This is a genomic window from Pseudoxanthomonas sp. (assembly GCF_051953815.1).
GTDB lineage: Bacteria > Pseudomonadota > Gammaproteobacteria > Xanthomonadales > Xanthomonadaceae > Pseudoxanthomonas_A.
In genome coordinates, this window is sequence record NZ_JBQCIJ010000022.1 from 122822 (window position 1) to 135315 (window position 12494).

At 69.3% G+C, this 12494-nt stretch carries 14 protein-coding genes; 2 read left to right on the plus strand and 12 right to left on the minus strand.

The genetic code is table 11. The features are described 5' to 3' along the window. Positions 1 to 9: 9 nt before the first annotated feature. Complete coding sequence (locus ACTHN1_RS05855) at positions 10 to 927, plus strand: 5'-nucleotidase (protein WP_440470018.1); 918 nt, start codon at positions 10 to 12, stop codon at positions 925 to 927. Continuing rightward, the gene (locus tag ACTHN1_RS05860; RefSeq protein WP_440470019.1) at positions 924 to 1652 is read left to right on the plus strand and encodes a transferase; all 729 of its coding nucleotides are present in this window, start codon (positions 924 to 926) and stop codon (positions 1650 to 1652) included. Before ACTHN1_RS05855 ends, ACTHN1_RS05860 begins: the two co-directional genes overlap by 4 nt. A gap of 82 nt (positions 1653 to 1734) precedes the next feature. Here the strand turns inward: ACTHN1_RS05860 and ACTHN1_RS05865 are convergent, their stop codons facing one another. The 12 genes from ACTHN1_RS05865 to ACTHN1_RS05920 all read right to left on the minus strand — a co-directional run bounded on the left by ACTHN1_RS05865 (position 1735) and on the right by ACTHN1_RS05920 (position 12483). Then, the gene (locus ACTHN1_RS05865) at positions 1735 to 2274 is read right to left on the minus strand and encodes a DUF2939 domain-containing protein (RefSeq protein ID WP_440470020.1); all 540 of its coding nucleotides are present in this window, start codon (positions 2272 to 2274) and stop codon (positions 1735 to 1737) included. A 2-nt stretch (positions 2275 to 2276) separates the two neighbouring features. Further along, positions 2277 to 2963 carry a DUF2461 domain-containing protein gene (locus tag ACTHN1_RS05870; protein WP_440470021.1) on the minus strand — a complete coding sequence of 229 codons (687 nt, stop codon included), beginning with the start codon at positions 2961 to 2963 and terminating at the stop codon, positions 2277 to 2279. Further along, entirely contained in the window at positions 2960 to 4399 is a 1440-nt protein-coding gene (sbcB, locus tag ACTHN1_RS05875; RefSeq protein ID WP_440470022.1) for an exodeoxyribonuclease I, read from the minus strand. The genes ACTHN1_RS05870 and sbcB overlap by 4 nt, the downstream gene beginning before the upstream one ends. After that, positions 4396 to 5766, minus strand: a complete 1371-nt coding sequence (locus tag ACTHN1_RS05880; RefSeq protein ID WP_440470023.1) for an FAD-dependent oxidoreductase — start codon at positions 5764 to 5766, stop codon at positions 4396 to 4398. The genes sbcB and ACTHN1_RS05880 overlap by 4 nt, the downstream gene beginning before the upstream one ends. 13 nt (positions 5767 to 5779) lie before the next feature. Next, positions 5780 to 7054 carry a kynureninase gene (gene kynU, locus ACTHN1_RS05885; RefSeq protein WP_440470024.1) on the minus strand — a complete coding sequence of 425 codons (1275 nt, stop codon included), beginning with the start codon at positions 7052 to 7054 and terminating at the stop codon, positions 5780 to 5782. Then, entirely contained in the window at positions 7051 to 7428 is a 378-nt protein-coding gene (locus tag ACTHN1_RS05890; RefSeq protein WP_440470025.1) for a 5-carboxymethyl-2-hydroxymuconate Delta-isomerase, read from the minus strand. Before ACTHN1_RS05890 ends, kynU begins: the two co-directional genes overlap by 4 nt. A 2-nt stretch (positions 7429 to 7430) precedes the next feature. Continuing rightward, positions 7431 to 8441, minus strand: a complete 1011-nt coding sequence (locus ACTHN1_RS05895) for an amidohydrolase family protein (RefSeq protein WP_440470026.1) — start codon at positions 8439 to 8441, stop codon at positions 7431 to 7433. 5 nt (positions 8442 to 8446) lie between these two features. Then, positions 8447 to 8977: a 3-hydroxyanthranilate 3,4-dioxygenase gene (locus ACTHN1_RS05900; protein WP_440470027.1), complete on the minus strand. Its 531-nt coding sequence runs from the start codon at positions 8975 to 8977 to the stop codon at positions 8447 to 8449. Position 8978: 1 nt separating this feature from the next. After that, positions 8979 to 9410, minus strand: coding sequence for a RidA family protein (locus ACTHN1_RS05905; RefSeq protein ID WP_440470028.1), 432 nt, complete (start codon positions 9408 to 9410; stop codon positions 8979 to 8981). Continuing rightward, complete coding sequence (gene can, locus ACTHN1_RS05910; protein ID WP_440470029.1) at positions 9403 to 10077, minus strand: carbonate dehydratase; 675 nt, start codon at positions 10075 to 10077, stop codon at positions 9403 to 9405. Before can ends, ACTHN1_RS05905 begins: the two co-directional genes overlap by 8 nt. Positions 10078 to 10196: 119 nt before the next feature. Then, positions 10197 to 11624: an aldehyde dehydrogenase gene (locus ACTHN1_RS05915; protein WP_440470030.1), complete on the minus strand. Its 1428-nt coding sequence runs from the start codon at positions 11622 to 11624 to the stop codon at positions 10197 to 10199. A 70-nt stretch (positions 11625 to 11694) separates the two neighbouring features. Beyond that, the gene (locus tag ACTHN1_RS05920; protein WP_440470031.1) at positions 11695 to 12483 is read right to left on the minus strand and encodes an SDR family oxidoreductase; all 789 of its coding nucleotides are present in this window, start codon (positions 12481 to 12483) and stop codon (positions 11695 to 11697) included. Between the last annotated feature and the right edge of the window lie 11 nt (positions 12484 to 12494).

The window sequence follows — 12494 nt, forward strand, 5'->3', positions numbered from 1 at the left end:
ACTGTGCGCATGGCCGACAACACCCCCCGCCTGCTGACCGTCGCGGTGACCTCGCGCGCCCTGTTCGATCTGGAGGACAGCCACACACTGTTCGAACGCCAGGGCGTCGACGTCTACAGCGACTACCAGCGCAAGCACGAGGACGACGTGCTGGCGCCCGGCGTCGCCTTCCCGGTGGTGCGCAAGCTGCTGGCGCTCAACGCCGGCGCGGCCGACGACACGCCGCGGGTGGAGGTCATCCTGTTGTCGCGCAATTCCGCCGACACCGGCCTGCGCATCTTCAATTCGATCCAGCACCACGGCCTGGGCATCGTCCGCGCGGTGTTCACCTCCGGCGAACCGACCTGGCCGTACATCCGGCCGTTCGGCGCGGATCTGTTCCTCTCGGCCAATCCGGATTCGGTCCGGCGCTCGCTGGAGCACGGCATCGCCGCCGCGACCATCCTGCCGGCGCAGGCGCATCAGCAGCGGCACGACGGCCAACTGCGGATCGCGTTCGACGGCGACGCGGTGATCTTCGGCGACGAGAGCGAGCGCATCTCGCGCGAGCAGGGCGTGGAAGCCTTCGGCCGGCATGAGCGCGAGAACGCGCGCGCGCCGCTGTCCGGCGGCCCGTTCAAGGGATTCCTGTCGGCGCTGCACCAGTTGCAGCAGGTGTTCCCGGCTGGCGAGCATTCGCCGATCCGGACCGCGCTGGTCACCGCGCGTTCGGCGCCGGCGCACGAACGGGTCATCCGCACGCTGCGCGAATGGGGCGTGCGCCTGGACGAGGCGCTGTTCCTCGGCGGTCGCCACAAGGGACCGTTCCTGGACGCGTTCGGCGCCGACATCTTCTTCGACGATTCGCAGCACAACATCGACAGCGCGCGTCCGCACGTGGCCGCCGGCCACGTCCCGCACGGCGTCGCCAACGATCCGGTGCCGTGAGGGAAGACGCGCCCCGGGTCCATCGTGGCTGGTGGTACACCACGCTGCAGTTCACCCGCGACGTGACCCAGAGCCGGATGCTCACCTGGTGGCCGGACGTGCTGCAGGTCGGCTATACGCGGACCATGATGGCGGCGCTGCTGCTGCGTCCGCAGCCGGGCCGGATCGGCATCATCGGGCTGGGCGGCGGCTCCCAGGCCAAGTTCTGCCATCGTCATCTGCCAGATGCGCACATCGAGGCGTTCGAAAGCCATGCCGGCGTGCTGGCATTGCGCGAGACCTTCCGCATTCCCCCCAACGGTGGCCGCTTCCACGCCCGCCTGGGCGATGGCGCGGCGATGCTGCGGCAGCGCCGTGGCGCCTATGACCTGCTGCTGGTGGACGCGTACGAACCGGAGGGCATCTCGCCCGCCGTCTCGACCCAGGCTTTCTACGACGATTGCCGCGATGCGCTGGACGCTGGCGGGGCGATGGCGGTGAACCTGTACGCGACCGACGCGCGCCGGCATCTGGTGCGCCTGCGCCGTGCTTTCGATGGCCGCGCGCTGGCGCTGGAAGAACCCCGCATGGGGAACCGGATCGCGTTCGCCTGGCAGCCGGGCGGCGAGGTCGCCGATCCGCGGGAAGCACTGGCCCGCCTGCCGCGCGCCGCGCGCTGGCAACTGGCGGCGCGCTTCCTGCGGCTGGCCCGCGCTCGCCGGGAGTGGCGTCCGCGGGACCGATAGCGCGCCGGTTGTCGAAGCGGGCCTGCGCGGCGGAGAAGTTGCGGGGAAGGGGCGAACGGCCCCGGCGGCGCCAGCGTCGTGATCAATCCAGCGGCAGGCGGATGTCGGTCAGGCGCCAGCGCAGGCCCTGGCGGGTGAACACGCAGACCACCGGGCGGCCGTTCTCGTCGTGGATGGTCGCGGTGAAGCGCGACAGGGATTCGAAACGATGCTCGGCGTTCTTCAGCGGATCCGCGGGCACCGCCGGGGCATGGGTATCGCCGCCGACGGTATCCCCGACCGCCTTCTTCCACATCGAACGGCCCTGCAGGATCGCGCCGATGCCCAGCGGCGTGACCATCGTGTCGACGCCGCTGCCGATCACGTTGTTGGCCACCGACAGGGCGAACGAGCCCAGCAGGCTGGACTGGAATTCGGGACCGGCGCGACGGGCCAGTTGATCCTCGACCTGCGCGCGCAGGTTGACCCGCAGCGCGGCAAAGTCGACATGGCGTTCCAGCCTGGCGGTGTCCTGTTCGGCCAGGGCCTGGCGGATGCCGTTGATCGCCAGATAGGGGCCGGCGGCGAGATAGCCGACAAAGCCGGCGATCAGCAGGACGATCAACGCGATCCACTTCTTCATGGCTAGAACTCCAGATCCAGGGCCGCGCACAGATAGTCGACGAACGGGCCCAGCGCGGCGAGATCCGCGGCCAGCACCTGGCGAAGCTTCGGCCCGGTCATCACGCTGTCCTCCAGCGAGCGCCAGAACACGAAATTCCTGTGCTTCAGATCGTCGATGAATTCGAAATCGGCCGGAAATCCGCGCGGCGGCCGGGTCAGCCTCTCGCTTTCCTCGAAATCGAAACGGCGGCGGAACTTCGGTGCGTGCGCGGCGGCCTTCCAGCTGCCGGGATTGTCGAAGATGAACTGGCGGACCCGGCGCTGGGTGTCCGGCTCGGGATGCCACAACCCGGCCCCGACGAAGCACTCACCCGGTTGCAGGTGGATGTAGAACGAGGGCGCCGCGACCTGCTTGCGGCGCTCGTGGTACAGGCGCGCGCCCTGCCAGGGCTTGTAGGGGGACTTGTCGGTGGAGAAGCGCGCGTCCCGGTAGATCCGGAACAGCGAACCGCCGACCGTCTTGGGATCCGAACGGAAATGCTGGCTGACCTGCGCCAGATCCGGCTGCAGATCGGTCAGCAGGCGCAGGAACGGTTCCTTGACGTGATCCTCGTACTGCGCCTTGTGCGCGGCGAACCAGGTCTTGTCGTTGTGCCGCGCCAGCCCGCGCAGGAACTTGAAACTGGCGTCGGAAAAATAACTGCTCACAGGCTCTGCTCCAGATCCCGGCCCCAGGCCTGCAACTGATCGAGCAGGGCCTGCTTCGGGCCGTCGGTGGTGGGGGCCGCGCGCAGCGCGGCGATTTCCGCGTGGAAGCTCTCGAAGCCGTACTCCGACAGTCCACTGTCGCCGCCCAGGCGCCGGCGACGGTAATCATCCCAGCGCAGGCGTTCGTCGGCGGTCAAGGTGTCCGGCCAGTTGCGCGCGCGGTAGCGGAACAGCAGTTCCGGCAGGCGCGGATCGCGGAAGCCGAAGTCGCGCTGGCCCAGCAGTTCCGGCGGCGTGGCGCGCACCTCGGGGAACCGGCGGCGGTCCCCGTCGGCGAGGAAACCGCCGTACAGCGACGCGTCGACGTCGGGCGCGGCGAACTCGCGTTCGCCGCCGAACACCCGCCGGACCTTTTCGGCCAGCGCCGGACCCGCCGCGCGCAGGCGGGCGGCATGGGTTTCGGCGATCAGCATGTCGATGCCCAGGCGCTCGAAATCGGCGTCGCGCAGATGGGCCAGGGCGACCAGCACCGGCGCCTTGTTGAGATGGATTTCCTTGAGTGGAATCCGGCTCTCGCCCGGCGGCAGATCCGCGGCCGGGGTATACAGGCGATCGGCGATGGCCTCCGGCGCCAGGTGCAGCAGCCGATCCGGATCGGCCTCCAGATCGAAGACGATGATCCGGTTGTCGTATTGCGGATGGCGGGCCAGCGGCAGCACCAGCGCCGCGCACATGCGGCTGGCGGGGTAGCGCTGCGACACGTGCAGGACCGGCGTCATCGCCACGGTATCCAGCAGGCTGGCGGCGAAACGCTTGTCGCGCAGTTTCAGCGCGTATTCCCACAACCGCGGCTGCGCCTCGCGCATGCGCCGGGCCATGCCGATGGTGGCGCGCACGTCCGACAGCGCCTCGTGGGCGTCGCCCTGGCGCACGTCGTTGGCCAGGGCCAGGTGTTCCAGCCGGAACGAGGTGACGCCGTCCTCGCGCTGCGGCCAGACGATGCCGTCCGGGCGCAGGGCATGGGTCAGCCGCATGACGTCGAGCAGGTCCCAGCGCGAATTGCCGTTGCGCCACTCGCGCTCGTAGGGATCGTGGAAGTTGCGGAACAGCCCGTGGCGGACGAATTCGTCGTCGAACCGCAGCGAGTTGTAGCCCAGCGTGCAGGTCTGCGGACGCGCCATCTCCTCGGCGATGCGGGCGAACGCGGCGGCTTCGTTGACGCCGTCGCGCCGGGCCTGTTGCGGCGAGATGCCGGTGATCAGGGTCGCGGTCGGCGAGGGCAGCAAGTCGTCGGCCGGCTGGACGAAGAAACTGATGGGCTCCTCGACCGGATTCAGCGCCGCGTCGGTGCGTTGTGCGGCGAACTGGGCGATGCGGGTCCGGCGCGGATCCGCGCCGAAGGTTTCCAGATCGTAGAACAGGAAGCTGGCGCTCACCGCGACTCGGCCTCCAGCGGCGGGAGCCGGCGCGTCACCTCGACGTCCACCTGCGCCCAGTCGACCTGATCCAGCCGCTCGCGGCCGCGGGTGGCTTCCACCAGCAGCTCGCGCTGGATGATGCTGCGCTCCAGCGCGACCCGATAGGGAATGCGCATGAAGGTGACCATGGTGTAGTGCGGCACGAACCGGCCCGGGTGCCGTTCCTGCAGCGCGCGTTCCAGTTCGCGCTGGAGCAGGAACGCGTCGTCGTCCACCTTGTCGCGCATTTCCACGTAGTTTTCCAGCGCCATTTCCTGGATGGCACGGGCATTGGGCTGGCGCTCGCGGGCGAAGGCAGCGAAGGCCTCGGCGCGGTCGTCGTGCCGTTCCAGTTGCTCGGCCAGCGCCACGCAGTCCTCGAACGCGCAGTTCATGCCCTGGCCGTGGAACGGCACCATCGCGTGCGCGGCATCGCCCAGCAGCACGGCGCGCTCGTCGATGTGCCAGTGGTCCAGGTACAGCGTCGCCAGCTGGCCGACCGGGTTGCGGTGCCAGTCTTGCTCCAGATGCGGAATCAGCGGGATCGCATCCGGAAAATCGCGCTCGAACAGCGCGCGGGCCTGGGCCGGCGTATGCACGGTGTCGAAGCCGGGATCGCCGTGGTTGGGCAGGAACAGGGTGACGGTGAAGGTCTTTTCGTCGTTGGGCAGGGCGATGCACATGTAGCGGCCGCGCGGCCAGATGTGCAGGGCGTTGGGTTCGATCTGGAAACCGCCGTCGGCGGCGGGCGGGATTTCCAGTTCCTTGTACGAATGATCGAGGAAGTCGGTGCGCTCGCCCAGGTCGGCGCGCTGGCGCATGGCCGCGCGCAGCGACGAGCCGGCGCCGTCGGCGCCGACCAGCGACACGAAATCGACCGGATGCCGGCCGCCGTCGCGGTCGTCGACGAAGGTGGCGACGCGGTCCTGGAAATCGACCGCATCCAGCTGGCGGTGGAAATGCAGCGAGGCGCCGGCCTGTTCGGCCAGATCGAGCAGGGTGATGTTGAGATCGCCGCGGTGCACCGACCAGATCACTTCCGAGTCGTCGCGGCCGTAGCGCTGCAACTGCGGCTGGCCGTCGCGCGGATGGACCATGCGCCCGCGCATCATCACCGCCTGCTTCATCACCGCTTCGTCGGCGTCGGCCTGGCGCAGCGCGTGGCGGCCACGTTCGGCCAGCGCCAGGTTGATCGAGCGTCCGCCCGCGTAACCCTTGAGGCGCGGGTCGCCGCGTTTTTCGTAGACATCCACCCGCCATCCCCTGCGGGCCAGCAGGGTGGCCAGCAGGGCGCCGGCCAGGCCGGCGCCGATGACGGTGAGGGAACGGTCGTTAGCTGTGCTCACAGGGTGCTCCGGATCAGACGCCGCGCCAGGTCTCCACTTCCTCGACGAAGCGGTAGACGTCCATGAATCGGTTGTACAGCGGGGCGGGCGAGATGCGGATCACGTCCGGCTCGCGCCAGTCGCCGAGGGTGCCGACCGAGGCGAGGTACTCGAACAGGTCGCGCCCGCGCTCGCGGCCGCCGACCACCCGCAGCGACAGCTGCGCGCCGCGCTGGGCCGGATCGGACGGCGTGACGATCTGCAAGGCGTCGCCGACCCGCGCGCGGATCAGCGCTTCCAGGAAGCCGGTCAGCTTTTCCGATTTGGCGCGCAGCGCGCGCATGCCGCCGGCCTGCGCGATCACCTCCAGCGAAGCGCGCAGCGGCGCGATGCCCAGAATCGGCGGGTTGCTGAGCTGCCAGCCATCGGCGCCGGAGGTGGGCGCGAACTCCGGCCCCATCCGGAAACGGGTGTCCTTGCGGTGCCCCCACCAGCCGGCGAAACGCGGCCGGTCGGTATCGGCATGGCGCGCGTGCACGAACGCGCCGGCAACCGCGCCCGGGCCGGCGTTGAGGTACTTGTAGTGGCACCACACCGCGAAGTCGGCGCCGCTGTCATGCAATTGCAGCGGCAGGTTGCCGACCGCGTGGGCGAGGTCGAAACCGACCAGCGCGCCCTGGGCGTGGCCCAGGCGGGTGATTTCCGCGAGATCGAATGCCTGCCCGGTGCGGTACTGGATGCCGGGCCACAACACCAGCGCCAGCCGGGGACCGTGCTCGGCGATGGCCCGCTCGATGGCCTGCATCGACACGGTGCCGTCGGCCTGGTCGGGCTCCACTTCGATCAGATCGCGCGCCGGATCGAAACCGTGGAAGCGCACCTGCGATTCCAGCGCATAGCGATCCGACGGGAACGCGCCGGCCTCCATCAGGATGGCCGGACGCTCGGCGGTGGGGCGGTAGAAGCTGACCATCATCAAGTGCAGGTTGGCGGTCAGCGAGTTCATCGCCACCACTTCGGCCGGTTGCGCGCCCACCACGTCCGCCAGCCCGTCGCGGACCAGCTCGTGATAGGTCATCCATTGCGCCGGTTCGGTGAAATGGCCTTCCACCGCCTCGTTGGCCCACTTGTCCAGCACTTCCTGCACGTACCTGCGCGCGCCGCGCGGTTGCAGGCCCAGCGAGTTGCCGCAGAAATACAGTTGCTCGTTGTGCTTGTGCTTGGGGATCAGGAACTCGTTGCGCAGGGCGCGCAGCGGATCGGCGGCGTCGAGGGCGATGGCGTGGGTGCGGGACAGCGCGTCGGTCATGAAGAGGCCGGTGAAGAGAAGGGAAGAACGGTGGTCTTGCGGTAGCTGGCGGGAAGCTCGCTGACTTCCGAACAGATCTGCAGGTGGTACGGACCTGCCGGCAGATGTTCGCGCAGGACCTGCTGGAGGGTTTCGGACAGCATCGCGCGCACGGTCTCGTCGCGACCGGGCAGGATGCGCAGGCGGGCATGCACGAACGCGCGCGGCGCGTGTTCGTCGGTACCGACGCGGAAGCCGTCCAGCGCCACGAGGCGGCTCTTGATCGCCTCCTCGCCGAAATGGCCACTGGCCACCAGGGCATGGTTGAGCCGCCCCAGCAGCGTGTCCGCGTCGAGGACGAGATTGGCGGTGTACTGGACGGTCAGGTGCGGCATGGTCAGTCGAACCGTTGCCGCGACAGGCCGAGCCATTCCAGCGCGGTGCCGTGATAGAGGCGGGCCTGCTCGGATTCGCCGAGCCCCAGTGCGGCGATGCCGGCGCCGGGTTCCTGTTCGCCCAGCGGGAACGGATAGTCGGTGCCCAGCATCACCCGGCCGGTGCCGACGGTATCCAGCAGGTAGCGCAGCGCGCGCGGATCGGCGACCCAGGAATCGAAGTACACCCGGTCCAGGTACTCGCGCGGATTGCGGTGGTTGTCGGTGGCGACCAGATCCGGGCGCATGTTGAAGCCATGTTCGATGCGGCCGATGGTGTAGGGGAAGCTGCCGCCGCCGTGGGCGAAGCAGACCTTCAGGCCGGGCAGGCGTTCCAGCACGCCGCCGAAGATCAGGCAGCAGGCCGCGCGCGACTGCTCGGCCGGCATGCCGACCAGCCAGGGCAGCCAGTATTTGGGCATGGAGGCCGCGCCCATCATGTCCCAGGGGTGCACCAGGATGGCGGCGCCCAGTTCGCTGGCGGCCTGGAAGAACTCGAACAGTTCCGGCGCATCCAGGTTCCAGTCGTTGACGTGGCTGCCGATCTGCACGCCCTGCAGGCCCAGCTGATCCATGCAGCGTTCCAGTTCCTGCACCGCCAGTCGCGGCGATTGCAGCGGCACGGTGCCGATGCCGGCGTAGTGGCGCGGGTAGTCGCGGCAGGCCGCGGCGGTGTGATCATTGAGAGCCTGGTGCAGTTCCAGCGCCTGGTGCGGCTTGGCCCAGTAGCTGAACATCACCGGCACCGTGCTGATCACCTGCACCTGCACGCCGAACTTGGCGTAGTCGGCGATGCGTTCCACCGGATCCCAGGTCTTGGGCCAGATCTCGCGGAAGAAACGCCCATCCTTGTAGATGCGGTGGCGGCCGTCGTCGCCGTGGTGGATGACGGGGAAACGGTTGTCCCCGTACTTGCCGGCCAGATCCGGCCAGTCGCGCGGCAGGAAGTGGGCGTGGGTGTCGATCTTCAGCATGGGGCTCAGGTATCCGCCATCACGTACTTGCCCGGCGCCGGGTTCAGATGTCCGCATCGCGCGCAGGTGCGGTGTTCGCGCGAGGAATAGAAGCGATCGAACACCGGCGGGAAATCCGTTTCGATGTTCTTCAGGGTGAAGTACTCCTCGTACAGCTTGTGGTTGCAGTGTTCGCAGTACCACAGCAGGCCGTCCTGCTCATGCGCCAGGCGCCGGCGTTCGATCACCAGTCCCACCGATTCGGGCATGCGCTGCGGCGAGTGCGGCACGCGCGGCGGCAGCAGGAAGACTTCGTCGGCCTTGATCGGGATGTCGCGGACGGCGCCGTCTTCCTGGATCTTCAGGACCATCTCGCCTTCCAGCTGGTAGAACCACTCCGGGCCCTCGTCGTAGTGGAAGTCGGTGCGCTGGTTGGGGCCGCCGACCACCATGACGATGAAGTCGCCCGCGTAGATCACCTTGTTGCCGACCGGGGGCTTCAGCAGATGGCGGTGTTCCTCGATCCAGGCCAGCAGGTTGATCGGTCCGGGCAGCATGTCAGCGTTCCTCGGGCAATGCGGCGACGCATTTGAGTTCGATGGCGATGGGCGTGGGCAGCGCGGTGATGCCCAGGGTGGTGCGGCAGGGCGCGCGCGCCGGATCCGGGAAATGCTCGGCCCAGATCTGGTTGTAGGCCTTGAAGTCGCGCGCCATGTCGGTGAGGTAGACGGTCACGTCGACCAGATCCTCCCAGCGCGCGCCGCTGGCTTCCAGCACCGCGCGGACGTTGGCGAACACCGCGCGCGCCTGGGCCTGGATGTCGTAGCCGCGCACGCGTCCGTCGGCGAAATAGTCGTTGCCGGGAATCGCGTCGCTGGCCGGATCGCGCGGGCCGATGCCGGACAGGAACAGCAACGGGCCGACCCGGCGCGCGTGCGGATACGCACCCACCGGGGCCGGGGCCGCTCCGGTCCGGATGCCTTCACTCATCGCGCCGGTCCCCGCGCGCGGGCATCCGCGCCAGCGCCTGTTCGTAGGTGGGGTGCAGGCGCTCGGCCGCGTCCACGTCCATGCCCAGCTCGCGCACGCGGCCGTCGAACAGGCTGTAGACCCAGCCATGCACGGTCAGCGGCTGCCTGCGCGCCCAGGCGTCCTGCACGACGGTGGTCTGGCAGACGTTGAACACCTGCTCGATCACGTTCAGTTCGCACAGGCGGGCGTGGCGCAGCGATTCGGTGTCTTCCTCGGCCAGGCGGACGGCGTGCTTGGTCGCCACGTCGGCGACGTGGCGCAGCCAGTTGTCGGCCAGCCCGACCCGCGCGCCGGTCATCGCCGCGTGCACGCCGCCGCAGCCGTAATGGCCGACCAGCAGGATGTGCTCGACCTTGAGGATGTCGACCGCGAACTGGATGACCGACAGGCAATTGAGATCGCCATGCGACATGACGTTGGCGATGTTGCGATGGACGAACACCTCGCCCGGATCCAGGCCCAGGATCTGGTTGGCGGGCACGCGCGAGTCGGAGCAGCCGATCCACAGATAGCGCGGCGATTGCTGTTGCGACAGGCGCTTGAAGAAACCGGGATCCTCGTGCTTGATCCGCTCGGCCCATTCACGGTTGTTGCGCAGCAGCTTCTCGAGTTCGCTATCGGTCATCGGCGGTATCCGGTTCGGTCGGGGGAGGGGCCGCGCGGGGCGGTCCACCGCGTAGTTTGCGCCCATCGACGCGGATCGTCAGCCATCGGAGCGATTCGGGGCGGTATGGCGGGCGCCCCTCAGCGCAGGTCGATGCAGACATTCCGGGCCTCGGTGAAGAAGCGCATCGCTTCCAGCCCGCCCTCGCGGCCCAGGCCCGACTGGCCCATGCCGCCGAACGGCGTGCGCAGGTCGCGCATGAGCCAGGTGTTGATCCAGACGATGCCGGCGCGGACCCGTGCCGCCAGGCGATGGGCGCGGCCGAGATCGCGGGTCCAGATCATCGCGGCCAGGCCGTAGTCGCCGGCGTTGGCCAGGGCCAGCGCATGCTCCTCGTTGTCGAAGGCCTGCAGGGTCGCCACCGGCCCGAAGATCTCTTCGAGGTTGCTCGCGGCATCGGGACCCAGCCCATCGATGAGGGTGGGTTCGACGAACCAGCCGCCGCGCGGGGACGCGTCACCGCCCAGCAGGAAGCGCCCGCCCTCGGCGCGGGCGCGGGCGATGCAGGCCACGACCTTGTCGTGATGGGCCTGCGAGACCAGCGGGCCGAGATCGGTCGAGGGATCCGCCGGATCGCCGGTTTTAAGGGCGGCGGCACGGGCCACGAACGCTTCGCGGAATTCATCCAGGATGGTCCGTTCGACCAGCAGGCGCGAACCGCACAGGCAGATCTGACCCGAATTCTGGAACGCCGAACGCACCAGCGTGTCGAGCTGGTTGCGCCAGTCGCTGTCGGCGAACACCAGGGTCGGATTCTTGCCGCCCAGTTCCAGCGAGATCTTCTTCAACTGCGGCGCGGCGAGGGCGGCGATGCGCTGGCCGACCCGGGTGCTGCCGGTGAAGGAGACCGCCTTGATCCGCGGATCGGCCACCAGCGGTTCGCCCACCCGCGGTCCGGTGCCGTGGACCAGATTGAACACCCCGGACGGGAAGCCGATCTCCGCCGCCAGTTCCGCCAGCATCGTGGCGGTCAGCGGCGTGACCTCCGAGGGTTTGGCCACCACCGTGTTGCCGGCGGCCAGCGCGGGGGCGATTTTCCAGGTGAACAGGTACAGCGGCAGGTTCCAGGGCGAGATGGTCGCCACCGCGCCCAGCGGCTGGCGCAGGGTGTAGTTGAGGCCCGCCTCGCCATGGTGCGATTCGCTGGCGGTTTGAGCCGCGGCCTGGGCGAAGAAACGCAGGTTGGCGACCGCACGCGGGATTTCCACCTCGCGCGCCAGCCGGATCGGCTTGCCGCCGTCGCGGGACTCGGCGCGGGCGAAATCGTCCAGGCGCGCCTCCAGCGCGGTGGCCAGGCGTTCCAGCCAGGCGGCGCGTTCGCTGTGACGCAGCGAGGCCCAGCCGGGCGCCGCGCGCACCGCCGCGTCGATCGCCGCCGCGACGTCGGCGGCATCTCCGTCGGCGACGCGGGCGTAGGGAAGAGTGTCGGCGGGCGCATGCACCGGCAGCCAGCCGCCATTGCGGGCCGCCTGTGGCTGGCCGTCGATCCAGTGGGTCAGCGATTGCATGGCCCCAGCTTAACCCGGCCCGCGCGGTTGGCCTGCTGCATTGCGGTCACCTCGCCGCGACGCGCTCCGCTCAGATGGATTGCATGCGACCGCCGTCCACCGCGAGGCTGACGCCGCTGATGTAGGCGGCGGCGGGCGAGGCGAGGAAGGCGATGGCGGCGGCGACTTCGGCCGGGTCGGCGAACCGGCCGGCCGGCACCGTGGCCAGCATGCCGGCGGCGACGCTGGCCTCGTCCTTGCCGCTGGCGGCGCTGCGGTCGTCGAGGATCTGCTGCAGGCGCCGGGTGCGGGTGTAGCCGGGCAGCACGTTGTTGACGGTGATGCCGTCGGCGCCAAGTTCGCGCGAAAGCGTCTTGGCCCAGGAGGCGACCGCGCCGCGGATGGTGTTGGAGACGCCGAGATTGGGAATGGGCTCCTTGACCGAGGTCGACACCACGTTGACGATGCGGCCCCAGCCGGCGTCCCGCATCCCCGGCACGAGCGCGCGGGCCAGCAACTGGTTGGCGAGCAGGTGGCGCTGGAAAGCGTCCAGGTAGGCGCCCGCGCCGGCATCGATGGCACGGCCGCCCGGCGGCCCGCCGGTGTTGTTGATCAGGATGTGCACGGGAGCCTTCGCCGCCCGTGCTTCCACGCTCGCCTGCAGGGCGGCATGGTCGGCCAGATCCACCGCGAGCCAGTCATGCGATTGACCCTCCGCCACGATCGGCAGGCTCGCGGCGACGTCGGCCAGCACCTCGGCGCGCCGGGCGAGCAGGGTGACGCCGGCGCCGAGCAGGGCCAGTTCGCGCGCCGCCGCGTGGCCGATGCCTTCGGATGCGCCGCAGACCAGCGCGTGGCGGCCGGACAGGTTCAGATCCATCGGAACTCCTC

Excerpts from the sequence above, each read along its gene's own strand:
- kynU (WP_440470024.1), bottom strand. The coding sequence starts at position 7,054 with ATGACCGACGCGCTGTCCCGCACCCACGCCATCGCCCTCGACGCCGCC.
- can (WP_440470029.1), bottom strand. The coding sequence starts at position 10,077 with ATGACCGATAGCGAACTCGAGAAGCTGCTGCGCAACAACCGTGAATGG.
- ACTHN1_RS05890 (WP_440470025.1), bottom strand. The coding sequence starts at position 7,428 with ATGCCGCACCTGACCGTCCAGTACACCGCCAATCTCGTCCTCGACGCG.
- ACTHN1_RS05855 (WP_440470018.1), top strand. The coding sequence starts at position 10 with ATGGCCGACAACACCCCCCGCCTGCTGACCGTCGCGGTGACCTCGCGC.
- ACTHN1_RS05895 (WP_440470026.1), bottom strand. The coding sequence starts at position 8,441 with ATGCTGAAGATCGACACCCACGCCCACTTCCTGCCGCGCGACTGGCCG.
- ACTHN1_RS05900 (WP_440470027.1), bottom strand. The coding sequence starts at position 8,977 with ATGCTGCCCGGACCGATCAACCTGCTGGCCTGGATCGAGGAACACCGC.
- ACTHN1_RS05905 (WP_440470028.1), bottom strand. The coding sequence starts at position 9,410 with ATGAGTGAAGGCATCCGGACCGGAGCGGCCCCGGCCCCGGTGGGTGCG.
- ACTHN1_RS05865 (WP_440470020.1), bottom strand. The coding sequence starts at position 2,274 with ATGAAGAAGTGGATCGCGTTGATCGTCCTGCTGATCGCCGGCTTTGTC.
- ACTHN1_RS05915 (WP_440470030.1), bottom strand. The coding sequence starts at position 11,624 with ATGCAATCGCTGACCCACTGGATCGACGGCCAGCCACAGGCGGCCCGC.
- ACTHN1_RS05920 (WP_440470031.1), bottom strand. The coding sequence starts at position 12,483 with ATGGATCTGAACCTGTCCGGCCGCCACGCGCTGGTCTGCGGCGCATCC.